Annotated in this window: 22 protein-coding genes; 11 read left to right on the top strand and 11 right to left on the bottom strand. The window is 57.9% G+C overall.

Going from position 1 to position 25609, the window contains the following annotated elements:
• The first annotated feature begins 16 nt into the window (after nucleotides 1-16).
• Nucleotides 17-535, top strand: coding sequence for a DinB family protein (locus HY010_21630; protein MBI3478341.1), 519 nt, complete (start codon nucleotides 17-19; stop codon nucleotides 533-535).
• Nucleotides 536-564: 29 nt separating this feature from the next.
• Here the strand turns inward: HY010_21630 and ligA are convergent, their stop codons facing one another.
• Together ligA and HY010_21620 are read right to left on the bottom strand one after the other, a co-directional pair.
• A complete protein-coding gene (gene ligA / locus HY010_21625) occupies nucleotides 565-2595 on the bottom strand; it encodes an NAD-dependent DNA ligase LigA (protein MBI3478340.1) in 2031 nt (676 codons plus the stop codon).
• 101 nt (nucleotides 2596-2696) lie between these two features.
• On the bottom strand, nucleotides 2697-3122 hold the full coding sequence (locus HY010_21620) for a DUF488 family protein (protein ID MBI3478339.1): 426 nt from the start codon (nucleotides 3120-3122) through the stop codon (nucleotides 2697-2699).
• 60 nt (nucleotides 3123-3182) lie between these two features.
• On the opposite strand from HY010_21620, the gene HY010_21615 reads away from it, so the two are divergent.
• The 4 genes from HY010_21615 to HY010_21600 all read left to right on the top strand — a co-directional run bounded on the left by HY010_21615 (nucleotide 3183) and on the right by HY010_21600 (nucleotide 7328).
• Nucleotides 3183-3560, top strand: a complete 378-nt coding sequence (locus HY010_21615) for a cytochrome c (GenBank protein ID MBI3478338.1) — start codon at nucleotides 3183-3185, stop codon at nucleotides 3558-3560.
• 77 nt (nucleotides 3561-3637) lie between these two features.
• Nucleotides 3638-5059, top strand: coding sequence for an L-seryl-tRNA(Sec) selenium transferase (locus HY010_21610; protein ID MBI3478337.1), 1422 nt, complete (start codon nucleotides 3638-3640; stop codon nucleotides 5057-5059).
• 92 nt (nucleotides 5060-5151) lie between these two features.
• Nucleotides 5152-6540, top strand: a complete 1389-nt coding sequence (locus HY010_21605; GenBank protein ID MBI3478336.1) for a VCBS repeat-containing protein — start codon at nucleotides 5152-5154, stop codon at nucleotides 6538-6540.
• A 221-nt stretch (nucleotides 6541-6761) separates the two neighbouring features.
• Entirely contained in the window at nucleotides 6762-7328 is a 567-nt protein-coding gene (locus tag HY010_21600; GenBank protein MBI3478335.1) for a hypothetical protein, read from the top strand.
• 12 nt (nucleotides 7329-7340) lie between these two features.
• Here HY010_21600 and HY010_21595 read toward each other — a convergent pair whose 3' ends face one another.
• Both HY010_21595 and tldD read right to left on the bottom strand, forming a co-directional pair.
• Complete coding sequence (locus HY010_21595; protein ID MBI3478334.1) at nucleotides 7341-8720, bottom strand: TldD/PmbA family protein; 1380 nt, start codon at nucleotides 8718-8720, stop codon at nucleotides 7341-7343.
• Nucleotides 8721-8924: 204 nt separating this feature from the next.
• On the bottom strand, nucleotides 8925-10382 hold the full coding sequence (tldD, locus tag HY010_21590) for a metalloprotease TldD (protein MBI3478333.1): 1458 nt from the start codon (nucleotides 10380-10382) through the stop codon (nucleotides 8925-8927).
• Nucleotides 10383-10609: 227 nt separating this feature from the next.
• On the opposite strand from tldD, the gene HY010_21585 reads away from it, so the two are divergent.
• The gene (locus HY010_21585; protein ID MBI3478332.1) at nucleotides 10610-12166 is read left to right on the top strand and encodes a hypothetical protein; all 1557 of its coding nucleotides are present in this window, start codon (nucleotides 10610-10612) and stop codon (nucleotides 12164-12166) included.
• 107 nt (nucleotides 12167-12273) lie between these two features.
• Here the strand turns inward: HY010_21585 and HY010_21580 are convergent, their stop codons facing one another.
• From HY010_21580 to HY010_21570, 3 genes are all read right to left on the bottom strand, one after another.
• Nucleotides 12274-12798 (bottom strand): DinB family protein, encoded by a 525-nt coding sequence (locus HY010_21580; protein MBI3478331.1) that lies wholly within the window; start codon nucleotides 12796-12798, stop codon nucleotides 12274-12276.
• 23 nt (nucleotides 12799-12821) lie between these two features.
• Nucleotides 12822-14012 carry a hypothetical protein gene (locus tag HY010_21575; GenBank protein MBI3478330.1) on the bottom strand — a complete coding sequence of 397 codons (1191 nt, stop codon included), beginning with the start codon at nucleotides 14010-14012 and terminating at the stop codon, nucleotides 12822-12824.
• A 188-nt stretch (nucleotides 14013-14200) separates the two neighbouring features.
• Complete coding sequence (locus HY010_21570) at nucleotides 14201-14959, bottom strand: ATP-binding protein (GenBank protein ID MBI3478329.1); 759 nt, start codon at nucleotides 14957-14959, stop codon at nucleotides 14201-14203.
• A gap of 406 nt (nucleotides 14960-15365) precedes the next feature.
• Between HY010_21570 and HY010_21565 the strand changes: the two genes are divergently transcribed.
• From HY010_21565 to dusB, 5 genes are all read left to right on the top strand, one after another.
• Nucleotides 15366-15647, top strand: a complete 282-nt coding sequence (locus tag HY010_21565; protein MBI3478328.1) for an HU family DNA-binding protein — start codon at nucleotides 15366-15368, stop codon at nucleotides 15645-15647.
• A gap of 155 nt (nucleotides 15648-15802) precedes the next feature.
• Nucleotides 15803-16213: a hypothetical protein gene (locus HY010_21560; protein ID MBI3478327.1), complete on the top strand. Its 411-nt coding sequence runs from the start codon at nucleotides 15803-15805 to the stop codon at nucleotides 16211-16213.
• A gap of 29 nt (nucleotides 16214-16242) precedes the next feature.
• Nucleotides 16243-18222, top strand: a complete 1980-nt coding sequence (locus HY010_21555; protein ID MBI3478326.1) for a S9 family peptidase — start codon at nucleotides 16243-16245, stop codon at nucleotides 18220-18222.
• A 79-nt stretch (nucleotides 18223-18301) separates the two neighbouring features.
• On the top strand, nucleotides 18302-18550 hold the full coding sequence (gene rpmE, locus HY010_21550) for a 50S ribosomal protein L31 (protein MBI3478325.1): 249 nt from the start codon (nucleotides 18302-18304) through the stop codon (nucleotides 18548-18550).
• Between the two features lie 280 nt (nucleotides 18551-18830).
• Nucleotides 18831-19766, top strand: coding sequence for a tRNA dihydrouridine synthase DusB (dusB, locus tag HY010_21545; protein MBI3478324.1), 936 nt, complete (start codon nucleotides 18831-18833; stop codon nucleotides 19764-19766).
• Here the strand turns inward: dusB and HY010_21540 are convergent.
• The 4 genes from HY010_21540 to leuC form a co-directional block, all read right to left on the bottom strand.
• Nucleotides 19753-20592, bottom strand: a complete 840-nt coding sequence (locus HY010_21540) for an MBL fold metallo-hydrolase (GenBank protein ID MBI3478323.1) — start codon at nucleotides 20590-20592, stop codon at nucleotides 19753-19755. The genes dusB and HY010_21540 overlap by 14 nt on opposite strands.
• Before the next feature lie 104 nt (nucleotides 20593-20696).
• Nucleotides 20697-22958, bottom strand: a complete 2262-nt coding sequence (locus tag HY010_21535) for a DPP IV N-terminal domain-containing protein (protein MBI3478322.1) — start codon at nucleotides 22956-22958, stop codon at nucleotides 20697-20699.
• A 333-nt stretch (nucleotides 22959-23291) separates the two neighbouring features.
• Nucleotides 23292-23915: a 3-isopropylmalate dehydratase small subunit gene (leuD, locus tag HY010_21530; protein MBI3478321.1), complete on the bottom strand. Its 624-nt coding sequence runs from the start codon at nucleotides 23913-23915 to the stop codon at nucleotides 23292-23294.
• A gap of 93 nt (nucleotides 23916-24008) precedes the next feature.
• Complete coding sequence (gene leuC / locus HY010_21525; protein MBI3478320.1) at nucleotides 24009-25418, bottom strand: 3-isopropylmalate dehydratase large subunit; 1410 nt, start codon at nucleotides 25416-25418, stop codon at nucleotides 24009-24011.
• Nucleotides 25419-25609 lie beyond the last annotated feature (191 nt).

Below are 25609 nucleotides of genomic sequence, written 5' to 3'. Positions count from 1 at the left end.
CCCATCGGAGGATTCTATGAAGAAAACTGGTTGGATTTCCGCCCTAGTATTGATCGCAGCTGCCACCGCTTTCGGCCAAGTCAAAAATCCGGTCAGCACCGCTCTGCGCGAAGGCCTCACTGGACGCCAAAAAAATATCGTCGCAGCTGTGGAAGCCATGCCCGCCGACAAGTTCAACTACAAACCCACTCCTGACCAGATGACGTACGGACACCTGGTCGCGCACATCATCGAGGCCAACTACACCTTCTGCAGCAAAGTTTCCGATGTCCCCGCTCCCAAGGTCGACGAAGCCAAGGAAACCGACGCCAAGGACAAGCTTCTGTCCGCAACAAAAGCGTCGTTCGATTTTTGCTCCGATGCGCTTGCGAAAATGGACGACTCCAAACTCGGTGACATGACCGAAGCCTTCGGTCAAAAAGTCACGCATGCGCGGGTGGCCCTCGGCCTGGCCAGCAGTTGGTCGGATCACTACGGCGCACAGGCCATGTACCTGCGCCTGAACGGCGTCACACCGCCGTCGGCCAAGAAGTAAACGTAGCGCCGGCGACTCGCCGGCATTTCCTATCCCCGAGGCGGGGCGCTCAATAGCGCCTCCATCTCGTCTTCATCGATCACTGCCACGCCAAGTTCCCGCGCCTTATCGAGCTTTGATCCTGCATCGCTGCCGGCGACAACGTAGTCCGTCTTCTTACTCACCGACCCCGACACGCGGCCGCCGGCGTCTTCGATCTTCATCTTCGCTTCATCGCGGGAATGGCGCGCCAGCGTCCCCGTCAGAACGAAGGTCTTGCCAGCCAACTGCGTGCCCTTTTCCTTCTTCTGTCCAGTGAGCGTGAGACCCGCCTTGCGCAGATCGTTCACCAGTTGGCGATTGTGTTCGTCGCTGAAGAATTCAGCAATACTCTCGGCGATGCGCGGCCCGACTTCGTTCACTTCCTGCAGTTCATCCGCGGACGCCTTCATGATGGCGTCGAGCGATCCGAAATGTTCGGCGAGAAACTGCGCGGTGCGTTCGCCAACGAACCGGATTCCGAGGCCGTAGATCACACGTTCCAGCGGCGCACTCTTCGACTTTGCGATCTCATCCAGAATGTTCTGCGCCGATTTATCACCCATCCGCTCCAGTTTCAGTAGATCGTCTTTTGTCAACCGGTATAGGTCGGAGACTTTGTGTACCAGTCCGGCGGCGCTCAGTTGATTAACGAGCGCGTCGCCGAGGCCATCGATGTTCATGACATGCCGCGACGCGAAATGCAGAATCGTCCCTTGCAGTTTCGCCGGGCAATTCGCATTCACGCAGCGATGGTCGGCTTCGCCCTCCGTCCGCACTACTTTGCCGTCGCACACCGGGCAGTGCTCGGGCATCTCGAAATTCTTGCGTCCGCGCGGATGTTCCTTGTCATCGACGACCTTTACGACCTTGGGAATCACATCGCCGCCGCGCTCGACTTCCACCCAGTCGCCGATTTTCACCCCGAGCCGGTCGATCTCATCCATGTTGTGCAGCGTCGCGCGCGAAACCGTGGTGCCTCCAATCGGGATCGGCTTAAGCCATGCCACCGGAGTCAGTTTTCCGGTGCGTCCGACCTGCGGAACGATATCTTCAATCTGCGTGACGCCCCCGCGAGCCTGGTACTTATAGGCAATCGCCCAACGCGGAGCTTTGCCCGTGAAGCCCAGGCTTTGTTGCAGCGCAGTGCGATCGACCTTGATGACGATCCCATCGATTTCATAGGGCAATGACTCGCGCTTCTCTTCCCAGCCCTGAATGAATTTCCAGACTTCGTCGAGATTCTTTGCCAGCTTCCGATTTGTATTCACCTTGAAGCCGGCGGCTTCGAGCGCGTCCATCGTCTTGGAGTGGCGGTCGAAATACGTGCGGCCCTCCTGCAGCAGCATGTAGGGAAAATAGTCGAGACGGCGTGACGCGGTGACGCTAGGCTCGAGCTGACGCACCGTTCCCGCAGTGAAGTTGCGTGGATTGGCAAACGTCGCCAGCCCCTGCTGCTCGCGCTCCTGGTTTAGTTTGCGGAAAGCAGCGACCGGCATCAGCATCTCGCCGCGAGTTTCGAAATCTTCGGGGATGCCGGCCTTCTTTAGTTTTTCCTTCGCAATCGAAAGCGGAATCGAGCGCACCGTGCGGATGTTCGCGGTGACATCCTCCCCGGTACTGCCATCGCCGCGAGTAATGCCTTGCGCAAGCTGTCCTGCTTGATAGTGCAGCGCCAGCGACATCCCGTCGAGCTTCAGCTCGCACATGTATTCGACGTCGGTGCGTCCACTGAGTTCGTGTACCCTGCGCTCCCAGTCACGCAGCTCGTCCTCGTTATAAGCATTGTCGAGTGAGAGCATCGGCGAAGAATGCCTCGCTTTGACGAAACCCTCGCGTGGCTTGCCGCCGACGCGCTGCGTGGGCGAGTCGGGCGTGATCAACTCCGGATGCTCGGCTTCGATTTTCTTCAGCTCATTGATGAACTTATCGAATTCCGCATCCGTGACTTCGGGATCGTCAAGAACGTAGTAACGGTATTCGTGATGCCGGATCTTGTCGCGTAGAGCTTCAATCTTTTTCAGGATGGCAGCCGGGGGCATGACGAGAAATTATAGTCAGTTCTCACTGGCGGCGTAGGCACAGCGTCCAAGGACACGATCTTGTATCACTGAGAACTGAGAACCGGGAACTGAGAACTGGTCTACTGCTTTTTTGCCTTCCGAATCCGGCCACGTCCCGCCGCAGCAGGACCGACGCTGGATGGAGGTTTCCGTCCGCCCTCCAGAAGTTCTTTCAGTACGGTCGCGTTGTTGCGTTCTTCATTCCGGGATGCATAGACGAGCGTCAGTTTTTTCGCGGAAGTTGCGGCCGCGTAGAGTTTATCCAGCGCTGCCCCAGCTTCCTCCGAAACCAGTTCTTTGAGGTACCGCCGGCGGAACATTCGCCACGCTTCAGGATTCGCATGAAACCACTCGCGCAATTCCGTCGAAGGGGCGAGGTCGCGTAGCCAGAGTTTGACCGCGGCGGCATCTTTGGTCAGACCGCGGGGCCAGAGGCGATCGACCAGGATGCGCACTCCATCGGACGCAGCCGGCGCTTCGTAAACACGTTTCACGGCCACTGGCATAGCATCCGTATTATCCTACTTTTGACCGCGATTCGCGTGCGGCTTCAGGTTTCGATCCTTATGACTTTCATCCATCGCTCTATTCTGTGCGTGTGTGCTGGCCTGATTTTTCTGGGCCTCTCGATCCTGACCGCGTGTGATGCCGAGCGGCGCAAGTCCGATGCCGAACTCGGGCTCAATCCGCAACAGGCCGAGGGTCGCAAGATCTATGACAACTACTGCGACCGCTGCCACGAGCCTTATTCCTCGCGCGGCAAGAAAGGCCCTCCCTTAAAAGGCGTCTTCAAGCAGCAATATCTGCCGCTCAGCGGACTGCCTGCGAACGATGACCGCGTAAGCGACATCGTCAAATTCGGCCGCAGCAAGATGGAAGGCTTTGGCCGCGTCATGAGTGATCAGCAACTCAAGGACTTACTCGCCTACATGCACACCCTGTAGCCAGTGTGGAGCGGGCGCCCCCGCCCGCTGGCGGCCGGCGGTCAGAAGAGCCGCTGCGTGTGGCATAATCGCCCTCAGTGTCCCCAACTCTAAACTCGGCCCTGTTTCAGAAGCTCCCCTCGACGGACGAACTCCTTCGTGACCAGCGAATTCTGGCCCTGGCAGAACGGGATGGCCACACCGCCGTCACGGAAAGTATCCGCGCCGTGCTTGCCCGTCTGCGCCAGGAAATTGGAGCGCAGCGGCTGGATGAAAAATCGCTCGACCTGGCTCTGGGCGGACTTTACGCAGCGATCGAGTCCCAGATCCGGCAATCGCTGGGATATTCCCTGCGTCCCGTGATCAATGCCACGGGCGTCATTCTGCATACAAATCTTGGACGCGCTCCGCTTGCGTCTTCCGTATTCGATCACATCCGCGAAACGGCCTCTTCATACTCAAATCTGGAATTTGAACTTGCTACCGGCGAGCGAGGCAAACGCGATGTCCACGTCGAGCGGCTCTTTCAAAAACTTCTGGCAGAAAATGTCGGGGAAGCAATGGTCGCCCCAGTATCGACCATCGTCGTCAACAACAATGCCGCCGCGGTCCTGCTGGCGCTGAATTCGCTGGCGGAAGGCGGCGAGGTAATCGTGTCGCGCGGCGAACTGGTCGAAATCGGCGGATCATTCCGTATTCCCGATGTCATGTCGAAATCGCTGGCGACTTTGCGCGAGGTTGGCACCACCAACCGCACGCGCGTTGCCGACTACGAACGCGCCATCAACGACCGCACTCGGGTCCTGCTCCGCGTTCACCGATCGAATTTTGAAATCTCAGGCTTCACCGAACAACCTGCACTTGAAGAATTGGTGGCCCTCGCTCGCCGCAAGAATATTCCCCTGTTGGAAGACCTTGGCAGCGGCGCGCTCTTCGACTTGCGTTCGGTCGGCGTCACCGGCGAACCAGGCGTGCTGGACAGCCTGCGCGCCGGCGTCGATGTCATCACCTACAGCGGAGATAAGTTGCTGGGAGGTCCCCAGGCAGGCCTGATTAGCGGCCGTGCCGATTTAGTCGCTCGCATGAGGTCGAATTCGCTGTTCCGTGCACTGCGTGTCGATAAGCTTACTTACGCAGCGCTCGAAACAACTTTGCTGGCGTACGTCAAACATGATCACGACAGTGTGCCCGCTCTGCGCATGATGCGTCTCTCGAAGGATGAGATTGCCCGGCGAGCCGATGCGCTAAAAGCTGCGATCCAAACGTCGACCCTCAACGTGGAGACTCGCGACGGGGAGTCGATCATCGGTGGAGGCGCTGCGCCATCGGCCGTTCTACCAACGCGCCTGCTCTCAATCACGCATTCCAAGCTGAGCGCGGACGAACTCTGCGCGCGCCTGCGAGCTTATGATCCACCAATTATCGCCCGCGTGGAAGAGGGTCGCGTCTTGCTCGATTTGCGAACCGTGTTCCCGCATCAAGACGCATCGATTGCCACGGCCCTGGAGTCGATAGAGTAAGGCGCGGGCCTTCGCAATTCCTCAGCTCCAAGGTGTAATTGCTTCCGCGAACGGTTAGAGATACTCTAGTTACCCGATTCGTGGAGGTAGTTATGCGTGATCGCCACTTACTCCTGGTAACCCTTCTAGTCGTTCCACTTGCGGTAACTTCGTTTGCGCGACCCATCAAGTTCGCTTCCGCTCATACCTTCCCCAGCGGGATGACGCAGTCCGGTCATATTGCAACCGGGGATTTCAATGGCGACGGTTTTCCCGATCTCGCGGTTGGGAATAACTTCAACACCGTGGCCGTCTTTCTTGGAGCGGGAGACGGAAGGTTTGGCGATCCGAAAATCTACACGCTGACTTTTTATGTGAGCGGCTTTATCGCCGCCGCCGATTTCAATAAGGACGGCAAACTGGATTTGGCCATCGTGGGTGGAGATACCAATGGCAATGGTCTCGCGCTATTACTGGGAAAAAGCGATGGTACTTTCAAGAATCCGGTCTACTTCAAAACCGAGGCTGCGGGAAGTTCGATTTTTCCGGGCGTCGGGGATTTCAATAAAGACGGCAATCTTGATATCTACGCGGGCGGAAATGGTAACGGCGAAGTCTTGACCGGCGACGGCAAAGGCAAATTTGTTGATGGCGAGTTAGAGCCCGCGAGCGGTTTCAGCGTTGCAGTGGGCGATTTCAATGGGGACCATAACCTTGACGTGGCTGTGACCGTTCCCTTCGGGCCATCCGTCGCCGTGCTGCTCGGCAACGGCAACGGAACGTTTCAGGCGCCCCAAATCTATAGTGGATTCAACCAGCCGATTGGGATCGTGGCGAGCGACTTCAATGGTGACCAGAAGCTTGACCTGGCCGTTTCCGATGGATTGGGCAGTTTCGTAAAGATTCTAATTGGAAATGGTGATGGAACATTTGCCGATGGCTCATTGCTATTCAACCTTGTTGCGCCCGATGCATTGGTGACTGCGGACTTCAACGCAGACAAGAAAACCGACCTGGCGGTATCCCAGTTCGGCTCCAATGCTGTCAGCGCATTTCCTGGCGACGGGAAAGGACACTTCCGCGCAGCCAAAAGCTTCGTGGCTGGCGGTCAACCCGCCCAGGTAGCGGTGACGGATTTCAATCGGGATGACGCGCCCGATTTGGCGGTCGCTAACTTTGGCGATGGTACGGTCAGCGTCCTGTTGAACGCTGCAGGGACACTGGTAGTGCTGAACAGTTCCAAGAATCCGTCGAATTCCGGTGATTCGGTAACCTTCACGGTTTCCGTGCAAGGCAGCGTCGTACAGACGCCCCTGCCTGCCGGAACGGTCGTGTTCAAGGATGGAAGTACCACACTGGGCCGCGTGAAGCTCAGCCAAGGACAAGCGTCCTTGACAACGTCAGCACTCGCGAAGGGCAGCCACAATGTCACGGCGAGTTACATGGGGAATGCAAAGTTCAATCCCAAAATCTCGAACGTGGTCGTGCAGTTGGTGAACTGACTGTCGGCATTCGAAAGCGTCAGACGAGCAGATAATATAGTCGAATGCTGCAAACTCCGGAACTCTCTACTGCAATCGAGAATCTTTACCGGGTGTTCGAGAGCTACCGGCTCCAGTCCGGCACTCAGCCTTGTCCCTGTTGCCATTCATCGCAAGATGATCAGCGCCTTCGTTCCAAGTTGCTCCGCAAACTCAGTTCCGAAGACCTGTTCAGGTATTCGATGGATGCTTTGTACACTTGGGGGGACGAAAATGGTTTCAAGCATTTTCTGCCACGCATACTTGATTTGCTAACCAAGGCGGACGAATCGCGGAGAGATTTTGTCGATCCGGAGAGCGTATTCGTCAAGTTAGTCTATGTGTCCTGCGGTTCTACTAGTTGGCGCACGTGGCCGCAATGTGAACAAAATGCGATTTCGAGCTACACATGCGCCGTATGGAATGCCGTGTTAGAAACCGCCCCGGAAGAACTAACGGACGGTCCGTACCGCTGGCTCGGGGCTTTTGCTCAGGCAGAAAATGACTTGTCAGTCTATCTTGATCATTGGCTGATCGCTCCATCGGAGAATGCGCATCGGAATCTGGCTCGGATGATCGTGTGGGACGGTGTTCCGAATGCGCCGCGGCCTGATGGTGGCTATTGGGCCGGCCGGAAAGAACAATGGCGACAGCTCGTCGAATGGCTTAGAAAACCCGAGGTCAAGAGCAAACTGGCAGCCTCTCTGGAAAAATGGAGCAATATGCCCTTCGGAAATGAATTGTTTGACGCTGCTATTTTGCTTCCGTAGAAACCAAGGCGCCTACTCTCCGCCCACAGTCAGGCCGTCGATGCGGATTGTCGGTGAGGCCACGCTGCCGCGGAATTCCAGGTCGCTGCCGATCTCCGAGATGTTCTTGAAGATGTCTTTCAAATTTCCCGCGACGGTAATCTCTTCGACGGGATAGGCGAGTTCGCCGTTGACGATCCACTGGCCGGACGCGCCGCGCGAGTAGTCGCCGGTGACCAGGTTCACTCCCATGCCGAGGAATTCGGTGACATAGAGACCGTCTTTGATGTCGCCGATGATCTGCTCCGGTGATTTTTTTCCCGCCTGCAGAAAATAGTTGCCGGGGCCGATGCCGGGCGTGCCGGCGAGTCCACGGGACGCGTTCGCAGTCGTCTCCAGGCCGAGTTTCTTGGCGGTGTAGGTGTTCAGCAAGTAGGACTTCAGAATTCCGTTTTCAATGACGACAGTGCGGCGCGTGGGAATACCTTCGCCATCGAAGGGCGAGGTTCCAAAGCCGCCGACAATGGTGCCGTCGTCGATGACGGTGATGTTGCCGCCGGCGATCTGCTCGCCGAGCTTTCCGGCTAGAAACGATGCGCCGCGGTAGACGGAATCCCCGTTCACGCCTTCAAAGATGTGTTCCAACATCGAGGTCGCCACCATCGGGTCGAGAATGACAGGGACGTGCGCGGTCTTGGCCTTGCGAGCCCCCAGTCTGCGGAGAGTCCGGCGGGCCGCTTCTTTTCCGACCTGCTCGGCGGGATCGAGTTTCGCGAGGCTGCGTGCCACGGAGTACCAGTAGTCGCGCTGCATGTTGCCGGCGTCGTCCTGTGCAATAGGCACGGCGGAGACGGAGCAATAGGACCGCTGATACTCGCCGACGAAGCCGTGCGAGTTCGCGAGGACCTTTCGTCCGGTGGCGGCGTCGAAGGATCCGCCCTCGGAATTCTTGATTCGTGGATCGCTATCGAGCGCGGCCTTTTCAGCGCGGCGGGCATAGTCGATGCGTTCGGCGCCGGCGAGTGAGTAGACATCTTCGTGATAGAGATCGAGGTCGCCGGGGAGTGATCCGAGTTTGCCAGCTTCGGGAATGCCCGAGAATGGATCCTCGGAAGTGATCTTTGCCAGTTCGAGAGCCGACTTCAACATGCGCTCAATGCCGGCGGGCGAGAAATCGCTGGAGTAGGTCGAGGCAGCGCGTTGTCCGAAGAAGACACGCACGCCGACGGATCGGGATCCCGCTTCCTTGAGAGTCTCTACCTGGCCGAGGCGGACGACGGTGGAGAATTCATCGCCCTCGCGGGCTACACACTCTGCGGCCGTAGCGCCGCCTTGCATAGCGCGGCGAACCACATCGGTCGCGAGGGATTTGAGATCGGTGGCTTGTTGCGTTGTTCCTAACGTCGTTGTCATGTATGGGGAAATCCGAATCGTACCGTCCCTGTCGGGACTCTATTTCATGGCTGAACTACCCGGCACTACCGTGCCGGGCTTTCACATACCGCCGCTTCGCGGCTGCTTCGTTGTCGCAGGAAGGTTCTGTTTCGTCGATCTGCCTTCCAAGTTCTGCAATCTGAGATCTTAACCTCTGAAATCTGACCTCTAGCCTTAATAGCCCTACTGCATGTAGCCGCCGGTTTCGCGGCGCGCGGTTCCGCCAACGGTAAGGCGATCTACCTTTAAGGTCGGAATGCCGACGCCTACCGGCACCGCCTGTCCATCTTTACCGCAGGTGCCGACGCCTTCGTCGAGTTTCAGATCGTTGCCGACCATCGAAACGCGAGTGAGAACATCGGGGCCGTTGCCGATCAGAGTTGCACCTTTAATGGGCGCAGTGACCTGGCCGTTTTCAATCAGATAGGCTTCCGATGCGGAAAATACGAACTTGCCGTTGGTGATATCCACCTGGCCGCCGCCGAAGTTCACCGCGTAAATGCCGTTCTTCACCGAGCGGATGATGTCTTCGGGATTGTCCTGTCCAGCCAGCATGTAGGTGTTGGTCATGCGGGGCATGGGGATGTGAGCGTAACTCTCGCGCCGTCCATTACCGGTGTCGGCGAGCCCCATTAGCTTCGAGGAAAGCTTGTCGCTCAGGTAGCCCTTCAGTATTCCGTTTTCGATGAGCACGGTTTCCTGCGTGGGCTGGCCTTCATCGTCGACATTGAGCGATCCACGACGCCAGGGCATGGTGCCGTTATCGACGACGGTGCATTTCTCGCTGGCGACGCGTTTGCCGATCAATCCAGCGAACGCTGATGTCTTCTTGCGATTGAAGTCGGCTTCCAGACCGTGGCCTACAGCTTCATGCAACAGGACGCCGGGCCATCCCGGACCGAGGACGACTTCCATGTCTCCGGCAGGAGCTTCGCGGGCATCGAGTTGGAGAATCGCCTGGCGCGACGCTTCTTTCGCGAAGTGCTCGGGATTCTTTTCGCCCATGAAGAAGTCGAGGGCAATGCGCCCGCCACCGCCGGAAGTGCCGCGCCCGGAAACGGTTTCGGTCTTTGCGATACAGGAAACGTTCATGCGCGCGAGCGGCTGCGAGTCTTCGGCAAACGTCCCGTCAGAGCCAACGATCAAAATCGTGCGGAGTTCGTCTGCGTAGCTGGCGCGTACTTCCTTAATGCGCGAATCAAATGCGCGAGCGGTGCGGTCTGCGCGCATGAGTAATTCAACCTTCGCGGTAATCTCTGCGTCGACCGAAGGCAGCGTTACGGGATACAGGCTGCGCGCGGGCTTCTGCTGGAATCCGGTCACGGTCGTTTTCGCGGGCGCGCTCGCGATCAGTGCGGCAGTGCGAGCGGCGTGCAAAATTCGCGCGGGAGTCAGATCGTCGGTGTAGGCATATCCGGTGCGCTCACCGGAAACGACACGGACGCCGCAACCCGCCGAAATTCCCTGCGAGGCCGACTTGACCATGGACTCGTCCACGCTCAAGGAAGTGGAGGACAGGTATTCGAAATAGATGTCGGCGTAGTCGCCGCCAGCCGAGAGGGCGGCTGCCAGATACTTTTCAAGGTCTTGATTCGAAAGGCCGTAATGTTCGAAGAAGAAATGTTTCTTATTTTCCGTCACGTAGTTTTGATGCCCCTCTGCCGGGAAAGGACTCGGCCAGCGCTAATCCATTATCCCACGAGGGGAGGGAGCGAGATTGCAGAGTCAAAAGTGAGATTGCAGAAGTAACCCAGTCCCGAAACGGCACCTCGTTATCTTCAAAGACTCCTGGAGCATCCTCGATTCGACCAATCGGACAGTTCACTAATCACAGACGGGAGCGCGGGAGGCATTCACAATCGGGCGTCATGACCCCTGAGTCACTGGGCAAAATGGTTTCCGATTTTCTGGCTGGAGCGCAGGCCGCGTTGGTGATCGAAGACGGGGCCGTCGCTTTCGATCTGGCGAATTCGAAATATTCCATCTCCGGCGAACACAACAAATGTCTGCTGCATTTGTGGTCGAACGAACGCAACGTCGTGCGGCGGGTGCTGGACGCGGAGTTGAAGGGAACGACCTTGCGGCTGCAAGTACAGCGCATTGGGCAGAGCCGTCCCACCAAGCTCGATTTCTATCGCGACCGCGATCAGCGCTCCACGGCGGCGCGCCAGACAGCGCGGGTAGCGTACGCTGCGGTCGTGCAGCGTGCGCTGGAACGGAATTTTCCTGCCTGGAAGGTGGCCCGGCTCACCACCAACATGGATCTGCATCGTTCTTTCGGTCCGGCGTATCTCCGCGGAGTCTTGCAGCAAGGGCAAAGTGCCCTGGCGGTTGTGGGAGTCAATGCGCAGGAGACGCAGACGACGATCGATGGCGCTCTGACCTGTGGCTTGCTCTGGCTCGACTATTGCCGGATCGCGCAACAGGATCGGCGAGTGGTCGAGGGACTGGTGATCATCCTACCGAAGGGGACAGCGGTCTTGACGCAGCAGCGGATGGCTCACTTGCATCCCGCGGCCGCGAAGTGGCAGTTGTATGAATTCGACGAGCGCGAGGATGCGCTAAACCAGGCAGAGGTCACTGCGAGCGGCAATCTAGCGACCCGGCTCGTACGCGCGACCGACGACCAGGCACCGCGCGAACGTTTTGCCGAGTCCATCGCCCGGATACGCGGCATTCTTCCGCAATGCGATGTGGCAGTGCTCTCCTCTGCACTGATTTCGTTTCGTTTGCGAGGACTGGAGTTTGCCCAGGCGCGGGTGGCGCATGATCCACGAACGTTTCAAAGTAGACAGGAAATTGCGTTTGGGATCGGAGCGGAAGAACGCGTTCTTGATGAAAACAACGAAGCGCAGTTCGTTGAACTGTTGCGGCTGGCTGCGTCGATCCGGCACAAAGATGGGCCGAAGCCGCACCCGCTGTGGCGGATGCATCCGGAGCGCTGGCTGGAGTCGCTGGTGTTCAACAAGCTGGAAACGCTGGATGGGCGCCTGCGAACGGACTGTGTCTATTCCCAGGTGCCCGCATTCTCGGCGGCGGACCGCGCCATGATCGATGTCCTCGGGCTGACTCGCGAGAACCGGCTGGCGGTGGTGGAACTGAAGGCCGATGAAGATGTTCATCTGCCCTTGCAGGGCGTGGACTACTGGTCGCGCGTCGCGTGGCATCAGGAACGCGGAGAATTTCGCAAGTTCGGATACTTCCCCGGCGTTGAAATATCCGACCGGAAACCGCTGCTGTTCATGGTTGCTCCCGCGCTCCATGTGCATCCGGCAACGGACACGATCCTGCGCTACCTGTCACCGGAGATTGAGTGGGAATTGTTTGGCATCGACGAGCACTGGCGGGATGGCGTCCGCGTCGTGTTTCGCAAGCGCGCGAGCGACCGCGGACGAGACGAAATCGATGCGCAGCGGAGCGCTTGACCTCGTTGTTTTTGGGTGGCGCAGCGGTTCACCGCTGCGGTAACAGTCTTACGTGTGATCCGGCTTAAGCCGCTGAGGTCAGACTCGCGCCAACCCGCGTACGTTTCTCAGATTCCAATGCTTTTTCGCAGCATCACGAGTTGTCCGAGGTGATAGGCATTGTGATCGGCAACCAGCAGCGCTTCCCGAAGTACGGTTTGCCCGTCGCCCCACGGTAGCTTCGCGTACAAGTCTGTCTTTGGATTCGCGACCAGCAATTCGACAGCCCGCAGATCCTTCTTGAAGGCGGCCATGCTTTCCTGCCAGGCCTTTTCGCTGGGCGGCGCTTCGGCCGTGGGCCAATATCCCTCGGGCCACGGTGGCGAGACATGCTTGGCAGTGCGGCTGAATTCCAGGATGTCATGTTGCGCGATGCGCATGTGTTCGAGCAGCATCCACGCGGTGTGCGGGAAGTTCGCCACTTTCACGCCCGCCAGCTGCGCGGGCCAATCACCCATGGTGGCATCGAATCCGGCATGCGCACCACCGTCGCGAAGCAGGTAGAGAAGGTGAGCGCGCAGGGCGTGATCGCGTGTATCCGACGGCTTCAAAACCTTCCGCGCGGCAACTTTTTTCTTGGCGTTGGTCTTCATCTTCTTCAGAGCAGTTTTCTTCTTCATGATTCCTCTTTGCTGTTGCTATTAGATTGAGCGGGAACGGCTGGCGTTGCAAGAGTGGGGACTTCCGGCGCTTCACCGCGATACACGCGTGCGATTCCGCGGACGATCCGGCGCATGGGCAGATCGTGATTCGCGTCGGCGAAGAATATCTCGCCCACGCGGCTGCCCCGGTAATACCAGCGCTTCAGGATCGCGAGATGTTCCATGCGTTCGGTGACGCTGTCCAGTTCTGCCATCGGTAAGGTGGCGAGTGCGGATTGAATACGCGCTTCCATGGATTGTGATTTGGTGTGCTCGGCAGAGGAAATCGCAAACTCAAGCGGTCCTGCGATCGCGCCTGCGTCCACTCGAAAAAACGTGACACTCTCAGGCTGGAACGAACGCTGCACGATCAGGGCGTGCATCTGGTCGATGCGTCGAACCGCTTCGGGCAATTGCTGCAGCACAGGTGTCAGCTTGTCGAGGCGGGCATGCAAAGCAGCGGCGCCTTCGAACTCCAGCCTGGTTGACGCCTCGTCGCGCTCAATGCCGAGCTGTCGCTTCAGGGATTCGCCTTGCGAATCCAGAAAAGTTTCTACCTGCACCACTTCGGCGCGGTACTCATCATCCGTGCAGCCCTTGAAGCAGGGGGCAAGGCACATCTTCATCTCGGAATACACGCAGCCGGGAAACTTCGGATCAGGATTCAGATCGTCGACACAGCGGCGCATCTTGAAAAAGTCGAGCGCATCGTTTAGAAATTTTTCTGCCGCCACTCGTGAGAAAAATGGACCGTAATAGACATTCTTGCCGGGCAGACGGCCAAGGCGGGTCGTGATCGAGGCTCGCGGGTATTCGTTTTCGAGATGCAGTTTGACCAGTGGGGGGAAACGCAGCCTGAGCCGGTTTTCGTAGGTCTTGGGGAACGCAGTGCGCAGCACTCGATAAAGCAGGAACCCGGATTCGAAATCCGATCCGGTGGGACTGTATTCGATCGAGCGAACACGATCGCGCAGGTTCAGGCGCTTGGTGCGCTCTTCGGGAGCGGAGAGTAAACGCTGCAAGCGACGGCGCAGATTGGCGGTCTTGCTGACATACGGCTCGGTGCCCTCGACGCCGTGGAGCATAAATACGGCAGGGGATGCGGGGACGGACGCAAACAGTTCCGCATCATGCTCGGGATGGAAGTCGAGGCGCTCCGTCAGCACCAGCCGATTGTAGAGTGGAATTGCAGAAGGCAGAAGTCAGACGGCCACTTTTTCAAACTGTCATCCCGAGCGAAGCGAGGGATCTGTTGGCCTGTGCAGGGAAAGAACAGCAGGTCCTTCGCTTCGCTCAGGATGACAATTTATTGGGAGTGCTGTGCACACAGCTGGCACTGTAACTGGTGCCACGTTCATCCGAAGCTGGCGCTGCGCAACTTCTGGCGGAAATCGGCGCCGTCCATGCGGACGATGCGGCACATTTCGTGCAGGCGGGAGCGCATGCGTTCTCCGATACGGTCACCGAGAGTTTCGTCGCGGTTGGCACGGGCGGGTGACAGAGTACGGGCCACAGCAGCGGCAGGATCGTCAGAGAAGTTGGTGGTGATGATGGTCGTACGATTGTCGTTGTAGCGAGTGTTCAGGATCAGGCTCACCGTATCCCAAACCCATTCGGTGGGGCGAACGGCGCCGAGTTCGTCCAGGATGAGCACTTCGGCCTCAAACACGGGACGCAACAGCGCGAGTTCGGTGGTTTGCACCGACGCGTTGTAGGAATTCTGAATTTCCTTGAGCAACTCGCGATAGTCGTAGAAGAGGCAGGCAATGCCCTTTTCGCGGATCAACGCTTTCGCGATCCCAACGGCCAGATGCGTTTTCCCGGTGCCGATCGTGCCAACCAGCATGAGTCCTGTTTTGTCGACCGGATACTCCTCGACGAAGCGGCATGCGGCCATGCGGGCGGGCGCGAGGTGAAGTTGCGATCCTTCAAACTCGAAGTTCGAGAGTTCGCAATGTTCATAGCGTTTCGGGATGCGGGCCGCGGAGACCATGGCATCGGCGCGAGCGCGCAGCTGGCAATCGCAGCGCGTGACGCCGTGTTCAGGATCGTCGGGGACGACCTTCCATCCGGAGCCAGCGCATTTGGGACAAACTTCGATGACGGATTTCATGGGACGGGCAACTTCTCTTTCAATCTCTGATCTCTTGATCTTAAGCTTTCCGGTTGTGTGAGCCAAGGTGCGGACTCATTGATTCCCTGCTGGCGTGCCTGTTTGGTTCTCGCTTCTTTTACTGTGCAACGGACTCGACCGTGACGACAACGTTAATAAGGTCTTTACCTGTGTAGAACCTGTGGAGGAGAGGAAAGGATTGTGGAGAACGTCGGAAAAAAGTGACTTTGATCGATCGGCTGAGGTTATAACCAAGGTTCAAGGATTCGCGAAACGCGGCATCTGGCACGTGTTTGCCATTGACATTCAACCAATAGGGTAGAGAATGGCTCCCGCGTTCCAAAAACAGATGCCTGACTTCCCCGGTGTCTGATGCCGGAACGGAAACACTTCGTCAGGAGAGAGCATGAATAAAGCTGATCTGGTTGACCGTATCGCCGGGGCCTGCAGTATTTCGAAAGCAACGGCCACGACCGCGATCGATACCGCCGTGGACAGCGTAACCGCTGCCCTTAAGAAAGGGGACCGGGTAGCCTTGATCGGATTCGGTACGTTTTCCGTCTCGCAACGCAAGGCACGTAATGGCCGGAACCCGCAAACCGGAGCGACCATTAAGATCGCCGCTCGCAGAGTTGCAAAGTTCACCCCTGGAAACGAACTCAAGAAAGCAGTCAACAAAGGCAAGTAAGGGCCCCGTAATTTCGCGCGTGTGAGACGGCAGGAGGTCGGTCCTGCCGTTTTTTAACAGCAGGTCTCAGGTGTTAGGTCTTAAGGGGGCAGGACGGCGTGGCTTTGTCAAACCGAGCCTCAAAGGCCTAAAATCCCACTGAATGTGGTCATGAGATGAGATCCCTCCTTGGCACCGCAGTGTTCCTCAGTTTGCCTGGAGTCTACTTCCTTTGGCAGTTGGCGATGATAGCCATCCTGCGACCATTTGGTATTTCACTCCCCATTTCGTTCCCCTTTCATTTCTTCCCTCGAAGGGAACGGGAGTTACGTATGGCGCTTGAGGGGAGAACGGCAGGGGAGTACATCCTCGTTTCTGGGTACTTGCTGTTTGCCTGTCCTTGGCTCGCTGCAATTACCGCGTTCGACTACTTCACCGATCACTACATTAATCAATTTCCCTATCATTGGAATATATTCGCAGTGCAAGCTGCCGGTTTTTTGATCGTCGGAGTTTGGTATGGCTTCAGCCAATGGAAGAAATCGGCGGCGCACGCCAAGTCGGCTCTGCCCTCGGCTAGCCGATGAATCGTTCCTAGTGATATCTTCTCGGGCAGATGACTCCGAGATGCAAGCTCCTCCTCCCCGTACTTCTTTCCGTAGTTTTTGCGATTCCCACCGCGGCCGAAACTAAGGTTCGCAACTTCGATCAGGCCGCCATCTCGCCCGACGGCAAGCGCGTGGCCTGGATCGGCCCGGCGGACCGTGACTCCTCTCCGGATGCGGGCGCCGGCCTGTACGTGCAGGAACTCGAAAAGTCCGGGGCGAACCCGGTTCGAATCAACACTGGTGATTTCGCGAAATCTGCAACCGAGGGAGTGGCGTGGTCGGCGGACAGCAAGATGCTTACGTTCCTGTGCCAGGCTGCCGAACAGATGCAAGTCTGCATCGCCAGCCCGGATGGAAAGTCGCTTCGCAAGCTCACCGGCGTGAAGGGTGCGCTCGCGAATCCCGTGTTCTCGCCCGACGGGAAGAAAGTTGCATTCCTCTTTACTGAGAATGCTCCGCGCAAACCGGGGCCGCTGGAGGCGATGACGCCAGAAGTGGGCGTGATCGAATCGAAAATTTACGAGCAACGCCTGGCTGTCGTGGATGTTGGCACCGGCGCCGTGCAACAGATTTCACCGGCGGATATGTATGTGTACGAATTCGACTGGTCGCCGGACGGAAAACAGTTTGCCGTCACCGCCGCTCCGGGAGAAGGCGATGCCAACTGGTACTCGGCGCAACTCTACCGGCTGGCGGCATCGGGAGGAGCGCTTGCTCCCGTGTATAAACCGCCCTTGCAGATCGCGGTGCCGCGTTGGTCTCCTGACGGGAAGAACATCGCGTTCATTGCCGGGATCATGAGTGACGAAGGATCGACGGGTGGCGACGTCTTTGTGGTCTCTGCCACGGGCGGACTCGCCCGTAACCTCACACCTGCGATTCCCGCCTCGCCCAGTTGGCTTACCTGGGAGTCCGCGGACAAAATCCTGCTTGCAGGCCGCATCGATGGTGATTCCGGGATAGGCAGCGTTGCAGTTGGGTCAGGGGAAATCACCCAGGTCTGGAGAGGCCCCGAATCCATCCTGAAAGACGAGGCGATCTCAATGTCGGCTGACGGCACGCGCTCGGCTGTAGTCCGGCATTCGGCCGCGAAGCCTCCTGAGGTCTGGGCTGGCGCCACGGGAGCATGGCGACAGACTACCCACGTCAACGACGCTGTCCGGCCAGAATGGGGAGAGGTCAAGAGCGTCCACTGGGTCAGCGACGGAATGACGATCCAGGGATGGCTCGCCTGCCCGGTGGGCTTTGATCCGAATCATCCCGATCCCAAGAATCGTTATCCGATGGTGGTCGTTGTTCATGGCGGACCGGCGGGAGCAGCGGGCTCCGGCTGGCCGGGTTCTTTCTTCTCCTCTCAGCTTTACGGCCTCACGAGACAAGGCTACTTCGTTCTGTTTCCGAATCCGCGCGGAAGCTTCGGACAAGGCGAAGCATTCACGGCGGGCAACGTGAAAGACTTCGGCTACGGTGATCTGCGCGACATTCTGACTGGCGTCGACTCCGTCGTCAAAACGCTGCCTATCGACAACGACCGCATCGGCATCACGGGATGGAGCTACGGCGGCTACATGACCATGTGGGCGATCACGCAGACGAACCGTTTCAAGGCGGCTGTGTCGGGGGCAGGACTCTCGAATTTCCAGAGCTATTACGGACAAAACGACATTGACCAGTGGATGATCCCGTATTTCGGAGCGTCGGTGTACGACGATCCGGCGGTTTATGCCAGAAGCTCGCCGATGACCTTCATCAAGAACGTGAAGACGCCCACGCTGATTGTGGTCGGCGAGCGGGATGGCGAAGTCCCGGCGCCGCAGTCGCGGGAATACTGGCATGCACTCAAGACCTTGGGAGTGGAAACGCAGTTCGTGGTCTATCCGAATGAGGGGCATGCGATCCAAAATCCTGAGCACCGCCAGGATATTGGGGATCGCCTGACCGCATGGTTCAACCGCTTTTTGAAGCCGGAGGCAGGGAAAACACAGTAAGCAAAGGGCTTGCGGGCTTGCTGAATCCTTACCAACTCCAGTAGAATCTAAGTTTCGACTAGAGCCAAAGGAACCGTATATGAAAGCAGCGATCCATCCCAACTACACCGAAGTGCGCGTACACTGCGCCTGTGGAAATGCGTTTGTAACCCGATCCGCCCACAAGGGCGACATCAGCGTAGAAATTTGCTCGGCCTGCCACCCGTTCTTTACGGGCAAGCAGAAGCTGCTGGATACCGCCGGCCGCATCGAGCGTTTCCGCCGCAAATATGCCAAAAGCGATGCCGGCAAGGCCGAAACAGCCAAGGTTGAGGCGGCGAAGAAGTAAATGTGGGGCGGGCACCCTTGCCCGCCACAGTTGACTCTGGGTTTGGCTGAAGACCAACTGCAACAACGTCGGACAAGAGTGTCCGACCTGCAAAATCAGGCCCCCGCCTCGGCGGGGGCCTTTGATTTTGCTCTCCAGCTAGAATAGAACCGTGAGCAAGTACTGGGACAGTCCGGCGAGTGCAGCGGGCGAGGGCGGCCACTCCGCATCACCGGGAGTGTTTCCCAGCAGCTTCCAGATCGGCGGCGTCAGGATCGCCCCGGCTACCGTGCTCGCCCCCATGGCGGGTGTCACCGACACGGTCTTTCGCCGGTTCATCAAGAACCTGGGCGGATGCGGGCTGATCATGACCGAATTCACTTCCGCGGACGGGTTACTCCGAGACCACACGATTCGGGGACGGTATCTGCATTTCTACGAGGACGAGCATCCGGTTTCGGCACAACTTTTCGGAAGCGATCCGCGAGTACTTTCGGAGGCGGCACGAATGGTCGAAGGCCTGGGCTTTGATCTGATCGACCTCAACCTCGGATGCCCGGCGAAGAAAGTCGTCAAATGCAATGGCGGTTCGGGCCTGCTCCGCGACTTGCCGCTGATCCGGAAGATTTTCGAATCGGTGCGGACGGCGGTGAAGATTCCGTTTACCGTGAAGTTCCGCGCGGGATGGAACGATGAGGAAATCGTCTGCGTGGAACTGGCTCGACTCGCTGAAGAGTGCGGCCTATGCGCAGTGGCATTGCACGCGCGCACTCGCGAACAGGGCTACAGCGGCACGGCACGATGGGAGTGGATCGCGTCCGTGAAACAGGCAGTGAAGATTCCGGTGATCGGCAACGGCGATATCCGGTCGCCTGAAGATGCGTGTGCGATGGTCGCGCAGACGGGATGCGACGCGGTGATGATCGGGCGCATGGCTCCGGCGAATCCGTGGATCTTCCGGCAGATCGAGGAGTATGCGCGCTCCGGTTCCTATGTTGAGCCCAGCGAAGCCGATCGCTACCAGATGATCCGCACCTATTTCCAGATGCTGGTGGAAGAAGAAATTCATGGATCGGAAGGCAAGATGAAACAGTTTGCCTCCTGGTTCACGCACGGCGTCCCCGGCGGAGCGGCGCTGCGGAAGGCGATCTACGAGGCCAAGAGCGCGGCGGAGATCCTGCAAAACGTGGATGAATTCTTCGAGAAGCGGCTACACGCCCAAGTCACGCCAGCTTAGCCAGTCCCAGCTTTCCTTTTTCGTCGCGCTTGACATATCCCCAAGGCGTCTGCGGATCATGGGTAAACACCGTCAGCCATTTTTCCGGGATTGCTTCCTCGTAATACTTCTTGCGGCTTTCGATCGTCTGGAGTGGATACAGATCAAAAGCCATCACCCATGTGGGATGAAGATGCGCGCTGGTGGGGATCAAATCTGAGATATAGCAGGCCTTCTTGCCACCGCTTTCGACGATCACCGCCTGCATATTTGCAGTGTGGCCGGGAAAAACTTTCACCGAGATTCCAGGCAACAGTTCGAGATTGCCGCTGAGGAGTACCATCTGTCCGTTTTCGAGGAGTGGATCGTAGTTCGGGCTCATGTAGCTGATCGCGTCGCGTTCGAGTTGCAGGCGGCTGTGGTCCCACTCTTTTTCCTGCACGTAGTACTTGGCGTTGGGGAAGGTGGCGACAAATTTGTCTCCGCGTTGCACCGTATTCCATCCACAGTGATCGAAGTGCAGGTGCGTGTTGATGACAATGTCGATGTCTTCGGGGGCGATGCCGGCAGCATGCAGATTGTCGAGCAGCTTTGCAGGCTGTCCGTAGACGGCGATCAGTTTGTCCGAAAGTTTGTTGCCGATGCCGGTCTCGATGAGGATGTTCTTTTTGCCGGTGCGGACGAGCAGTGAATTCAGTCCGACGACAATGCGGTTCTGATCGTCGGCCACGACCTTCTTCGACCACATCGTCTTCGGAACCACGCCAAAGAATGCGCCACCATCGGACGAATATGTCCCATCAGAGACAACCGTTAATTCGAAATCGCCGAGAGTGGTGCGGTGCATAAATCAGCTTCTAGCTGCTAGCTCTTAGCTTCTAGCTTGTTCTCCGTGAAAGCCGGCTTGCCGAACTGGTGCGAACCGCCGGTGCTGTGCGCTCACAGCTGCTTCTATTTCAATTCCTTATTCCAAAAATCTTCCATCATGTGAAACAGGTGGGACCGGGCATCGGCTCCGGAGATGCCGTGCGTTTTGTTTGGATACACCATCAGGCGGAATGGCTTGCCGGCTTTGATCAGCGCGTCGGTCATCTGGATGGTGTTCTGAAAATGTACGTTGTCGTCGCTCGTGCCGTGCACGAGGAAGAGCGACCCATGCAGGTTTCCGGCAGCGCTCACGATGGAATCGTCGTAGCCCTTGGAGTTGTCCTTGGGCAATCCCATGTAGCGCTCGGTGTAGATCGAGTCGTAATTGCGCTGGCTGGTCACGGGCGCTACTGAAATCCCGGCTTTGAAGCGTTGGGAATGGGTCAGTGAATAGAGAGTCATGGAGCCGCCGTTCGACCAGCCCCAGATCGCGGTGCGCGCGGGATCCAGTTGCGGATATTGCGACTGCAACTGGTCGAGCGCGGTGAGTTGATCTTTCAATTCGACCCCGCCAAATTGATTGCGCAGAGCGGTAGAAAATTTCTTGCCCCGATTCGGGCTACCGCGGTTGTCAAGCGAGAAGATCGCAAAACCATCCTTGACGAGCATCTGGTGGAACAGCGCAGTGGTTCCGCCCCAGGATCTATTTACGGTTTGGCCGGCAGGGCCGCCGTAAACGTAAATGATCAATGGAAGTTTCTGATTCGCATCCGCATTCGGTGGCAGCAGCAGCGAACCATACAGGGTGGTGCCGTCGTCGGCTTTGAACTCGAGATACTTGGGAGCGACGGATCCGTATTCATCAACGCTGCGAGCTTCCCAGATCTTTTGGCAGGCCGCGCTCGTCGCACAGACCGAAAGCCGCGGCGGCTGCAAGTTGTTGGAGCGGCGTTCGACATAGTGCTTGGCATCGTCCGCGAAATCTCCGGTGGTGCTGCCGTCTTCGGTGGAAAGCGCTTGCATCGATGAGCCATCGAGCTTGGCGGAGAACAATTGCTCGCGCCGCGCATCGCCCTTGTTCGCGGTAAAGAAGACGGTGCTGGAGACTTCGTCCACGGCGCTGATTTCGAGTACTTCGTAGTCTCCGCTTTCGACCTGGCGCTCGAGCTTCGCATCGGCCCCGAGCGGATCCTGCCCATTGAAGCTGTAGAGATAAATGTGAGTGTGGCCGTCGTGCCAGCTGGTCCAGAGAAATTGGTTGCCGGATTTCAGGATGCGGAAATCGTCGTTGACGTTCACCCATGCATCGGGAGCCGATTCGGTCAGCATTTTGTGAGTGCGGCCCGATTTCGTTTCGATGAAGTAAAGATCCATCGTGTCTTGCTTGCGGTTGAGGACCTCGGCCCATGCCCATCCTTCGCGAATCCAGCCGAAGCGCGGAACGTAGGTGTCTTCGTCGTCGGTGAGCTTGATCCAGCGCGGCTTGCCGCCAGTACTGTTCACCACTCCCAGCTTCACGACCGGGTTTGGATCGCCGGCCTTGGGATACCTTTCCTGATCGAGATGAGGATGAGTCGGGATCCAGTCGGTGATGGGGTAGGTGGGGACGCGCGTCTCGTCCATCTGCAGGAAGAGAATGTCGTGTCCTTCGGGAGACCAGAAAAAATTGCTCCGCACGGCGAGCTCTTCGGCGTAGACCCAGTCGACTTCGCCATTCAGGATATTGTCTTCACTGTCGGCCTTCTTATTTTTATCTTTCTCCTTGTCCTTGCTGTCGTCGCGAGTCAGTTGGTATTCGCCGAGTTCGTCCGAAACGGGATGGATGTACAGGTTGTGTTTGCGAACGTAGGCGAGGCGTTTTCCGTCGGGAGAAAACTTGGGATCGTCGCTGGAATCAGCTGCTGACGTGAGCTGAACGCCGGTGCCGGTGTCGAGATTGAAATACCAGAGTTGTCCCTGCGAGTCGAATAGTAGGTGCTTGGAGTCGGGCGACCACAGGTAGGCGGCGACGTGATAGCGCGTGACACGCTCTTTTTCGCGCTCGTCCTTGATCTTGCTGAGCGGCGGCGAAAGTTGCGCCAGCTTGCTCTCGCTCACCAGGATCTTCTTCTCGCCGGTGGTGGTGTCGACATACCAAAGCTCTCCGTGCTCGCCGGAGTCGTCGCGCTGCACGAACGAAACCTTGGTCCCGTCGGGACTCCACTTGATGGTCTCCGGGGCGCGGCCGGTGATGCCGCCGTCGGCGAAGATGGCTTCAATCGTAAGCTGCTTCGAAGGGGCGGCGGTTTGAGCGGAAAGCGTGGCGAGCAGGGCAAGACAGGCAAGGATGAGAAGTGGCTTCTTCACGAACAGCTCCGGTTGGTAGATCTAGCCAGCACTAGGTGGACAAGTATAAAGGCTGATGTCGGTTCGCGAGAATATTCCCGACAGAGCGGTAGTGGTGCAGTTATCCCGGTTCAAACTGCACCACTACCGACAGAGCCCGAAGGGCGGAACAGGACAGCCCGGCTCGGCAGTGCCGGGTAAGGTGCGACTCATGAACCGAGTCCCGTAAGGGACGATACTCCCGGCAACGGTGCCGCCGTGCCGTGCCTTCCTGTTCCGCCGCTTCGCGGCTGAGGCGCTGTTCGGGAGATCGTTTGCGATTGGTCCTGCGACATCAGTCAACGAGCTTCACTGCTAGCGGGAATGCAAAATTGCCGCCATCTCCGCCGCCACAGGGTGTGTCGCCTCATAGGCAGTGATGTCGGATTCGTGCTGAAGAGTGAGGCCAATGTCGTCGAGACCGTTCAGCAGGCAGTGGCGTGAGAAGTCGTCCATCGTGAATTTCGCCGAGAATCCTTGCTCGTCTTCGACGCTCAGCTTTTCCAAGTCGATCGACAGCTGGTAGCTTTCTTTTTGCTTCGCATTGCGGAGGATTTCAGCGACCTGTTCCTCGGGGAGCGTCACCGTGAGCAGACCGTTCTTCAGACTGTTGTTGGCAAAAATGTCGGCAAAGGAGGACGCGATCACGACGCGGAATCCATAATCGGCCAGCGCCCACACGGCATGTTCGCGGGATGATCCGCAGCCGAAATTTTTGCCTGCAACTAGAACCGTCGCGTTTTTGTAGCGAGCCTCGTGCAAAACAAAGTCCGGCTTCGTTATTCCATTCCCGTCGAAACGCCAGTCATAGAAAAGGAATTGCCCAAATCCAGTGCGCTCGATACGTTTCAAGAATTGCTTGGGGATGATCTGGTCAGTGTCGACGTTGACCCGGTCGAGCGGAACAACAAGGCCGGTATGTTTTCGAAAAGGCTGCATGGTTTTGTTCAAACGCGTCGTTTGTCGATCGTCGTTGGTCGTTCGTTAAGCAAGGTTGTTGCGAACGACGAAGGACGAACGACCAACGACCCCCTACTCAAACTTCCAATGCCGAATATCGGTAAAGTGCCCGGCAATCGCTGCCGCCGCTGCCATCATCGGACTCACCAGATGCGTGCGTCCGCCGCGGCCCTGGCGTCCTTCAAAATTTCGATTGCTGGTGGACGCGCAGCGTTCGCCGGGTTGCAGGATGTCGGGATTCATTCCCAGGCACATCGAGCATCCTGATTCGCGCCACTCAAATCCAGCTTCCTGGAAGATCCGGTGCAGCCCTTCCTGCTCGGCTGCGAGCTTGATGGCCTGCGATCCGGGAACCACCATGGCACGCACGTTCTTATCGACGTGATGTCCCCGGGCCACGCGGGCGGCAGCGCGTAAGTCTTCGATGCGCGAATTCGTGCAGGAGCCGATGAAGACGCGATCGACTGCAATCTGCTCGATCAGAGTGCCGGGCTGCAAGTCCATGTAGGCAAGGGCCTGCTCGGCGGCCCGGCGATCCCCGTTTTCAACGAACGTGCCAAGTTCGGGCACACGCGCGGTCACGGGCACAACCATGCCGGGATTCGTTCCCCAGGTTACAAACGGCGCGAGCTGGGCCGCATCCATCTGGATCACGCGGTCGTACTTTGCTCCGGCATCGGTCGTAAGGTTGCGCCAGGCTGCGACCGCGTCGTCCCAGGCTTTTCCCTTGGGCGCGAACCGGCGCCCTTTGACGTAGGCGAATGTGGTGTCATCGGGCGCAATCATTCCGGCGCGCGCTCCGGCTTCAATGCTCATGTTGCAGAGCGTCATGCGGCCTTCCATGGAAAGGCTGCGGACGGCTTCGCCGGTGTATTCGATGACGTGTCCAGTGGCGCCGTCGGTGCCGATCTGTCCGATGATGCCAAGCGCAATATCTTTTGCAGTCACGCCTTCCGGCAATTTGCCTCGGACATCAATCTGCATCGTCTGCGGCTTCTTCTGCGGCAGACACTGCGTCGCAAGAACATGCTCGACTTCGGAAGTGCCGATGCCAAAGGCCAGCGATCCAAAAGCGCCATGGGTCGAAGTGTGGCTGTCGCCACAGACAATAGTCATCCCGGGCTGCGTGATGCCCAGTTCCGGGCCGATCACGTGCACGATTCCCTGATCGGGCGAATCCATATCGAACAGTGGGACGCCAAACTCGCGGCAATTTTTTTGCAGGGCTTCGATCTGCTTGCCGGCAATCGGATCAAGAATCGGCAAGCCGCGCGGAGTAGTCGGGATGTTGTGGTCAACGGTGGCAACGGTACGCAGGGGCTGACGGACGCGGCGTCCATTGGCGCGCAGGCCATCGAACGCCTGTGGCGAGGTCACTTCATGCACCAGGTGCAGATCGATATAGAGCAGTGGCGACTGCCCTTCCGGCGACGTGACCAGATGAGCGTCCCAGACGTTTTCAAATAGAGTACGAGGGGCCATGAAGGAGATTGCAGAGGTTAGAGGTGAGATTGCAGAAATAAGGCTCCGAGCTTCGAGCTGCGCGCTTCGAGCATCCTGTGCTCGCGCAAAGCTCGTGACTTGCGGCTCGAAGCCTTTTTTCTGCAATCTCACCTCTAACCTCTGACCTTACCTATTATTTTATCAGTGCTCCGCGCTCGGATGGGCCACTT

Source organism: Acidobacteriota bacterium, from assembly GCA_016196065.1.
GTDB lineage: Bacteria > Acidobacteriota > Terriglobia > Terriglobales > Acidobacteriaceae > Acidiflorens.
This window is presented reverse-complemented; position numbering and strand designations above follow the sequence as displayed.

Coding starts and splice junctions, on each gene's coding strand:
- HY010_21605 (MBI3478336.1), top strand. CDS start 5,152: ATGCGTGATCGCCACTTACTCCTGGTAACCCTTCTAGTCGTTCCACTT.
- HY010_21595 (MBI3478334.1), bottom strand. CDS start 8,720: ATGACAACGACGTTAGGAACAACGCAACAAGCCACCGATCTCAAATCC.
- HY010_21580 (MBI3478331.1), bottom strand. CDS start 12,798: ATGAAGACCAACGCCAAGAAAAAAGTTGCCGCGCGGAAGGTTTTGAAG.
- HY010_21630 (MBI3478341.1), top strand. CDS start 17: ATGAAGAAAACTGGTTGGATTTCCGCCCTAGTATTGATCGCAGCTGCC.
- HY010_21565 (MBI3478328.1), top strand. CDS start 15,366: ATGAATAAAGCTGATCTGGTTGACCGTATCGCCGGGGCCTGCAGTATT.
- leuC (MBI3478320.1), bottom strand. CDS start 25,418: ATGGCCCCTCGTACTCTATTTGAAAACGTCTGGGACGCTCATCTGGTC.
- HY010_21585 (MBI3478332.1), top strand. CDS start 10,610: ATGACCCCTGAGTCACTGGGCAAAATGGTTTCCGATTTTCTGGCTGGA.
- HY010_21600 (MBI3478335.1), top strand. CDS start 6,762: ATGGATGCTTTGTACACTTGGGGGGACGAAAATGGTTTCAAGCATTTT.
- HY010_21560 (MBI3478327.1), top strand. CDS start 15,803: ATGAGATCCCTCCTTGGCACCGCAGTGTTCCTCAGTTTGCCTGGAGTC.
- dusB (MBI3478324.1), top strand. CDS start 18,831: ATGGCGGGTGTCACCGACACGGTCTTTCGCCGGTTCATCAAGAACCTG.
- HY010_21570 (MBI3478329.1), bottom strand. CDS start 14,959: ATGAAATCCGTCATCGAAGTTTGTCCCAAATGCGCTGGCTCCGGATGG.
- HY010_21555 (MBI3478326.1), top strand. CDS start 16,243: ATGACTCCGAGATGCAAGCTCCTCCTCCCCGTACTTCTTTCCGTAGTT.
- rpmE (MBI3478325.1), top strand. CDS start 18,302: ATGAAAGCAGCGATCCATCCCAACTACACCGAAGTGCGCGTACACTGC.
- ligA (MBI3478340.1), bottom strand. CDS start 2,595: ATGCCCCCGGCTGCCATCCTGAAAAAGATTGAAGCTCTACGCGACAAG.
- HY010_21615 (MBI3478338.1), top strand. CDS start 3,183: ATGACTTTCATCCATCGCTCTATTCTGTGCGTGTGTGCTGGCCTGATT.
- HY010_21540 (MBI3478323.1), bottom strand. CDS start 20,592: ATGCACCGCACCACTCTCGGCGATTTCGAATTAACGGTTGTCTCTGAT.
- leuD (MBI3478321.1), bottom strand. CDS start 23,915: ATGCAGCCTTTTCGAAAACATACCGGCCTTGTTGTTCCGCTCGACCGG.
- HY010_21620 (MBI3478339.1), bottom strand. CDS start 3,122: ATGCCAGTGGCCGTGAAACGTGTTTACGAAGCGCCGGCTGCGTCCGAT.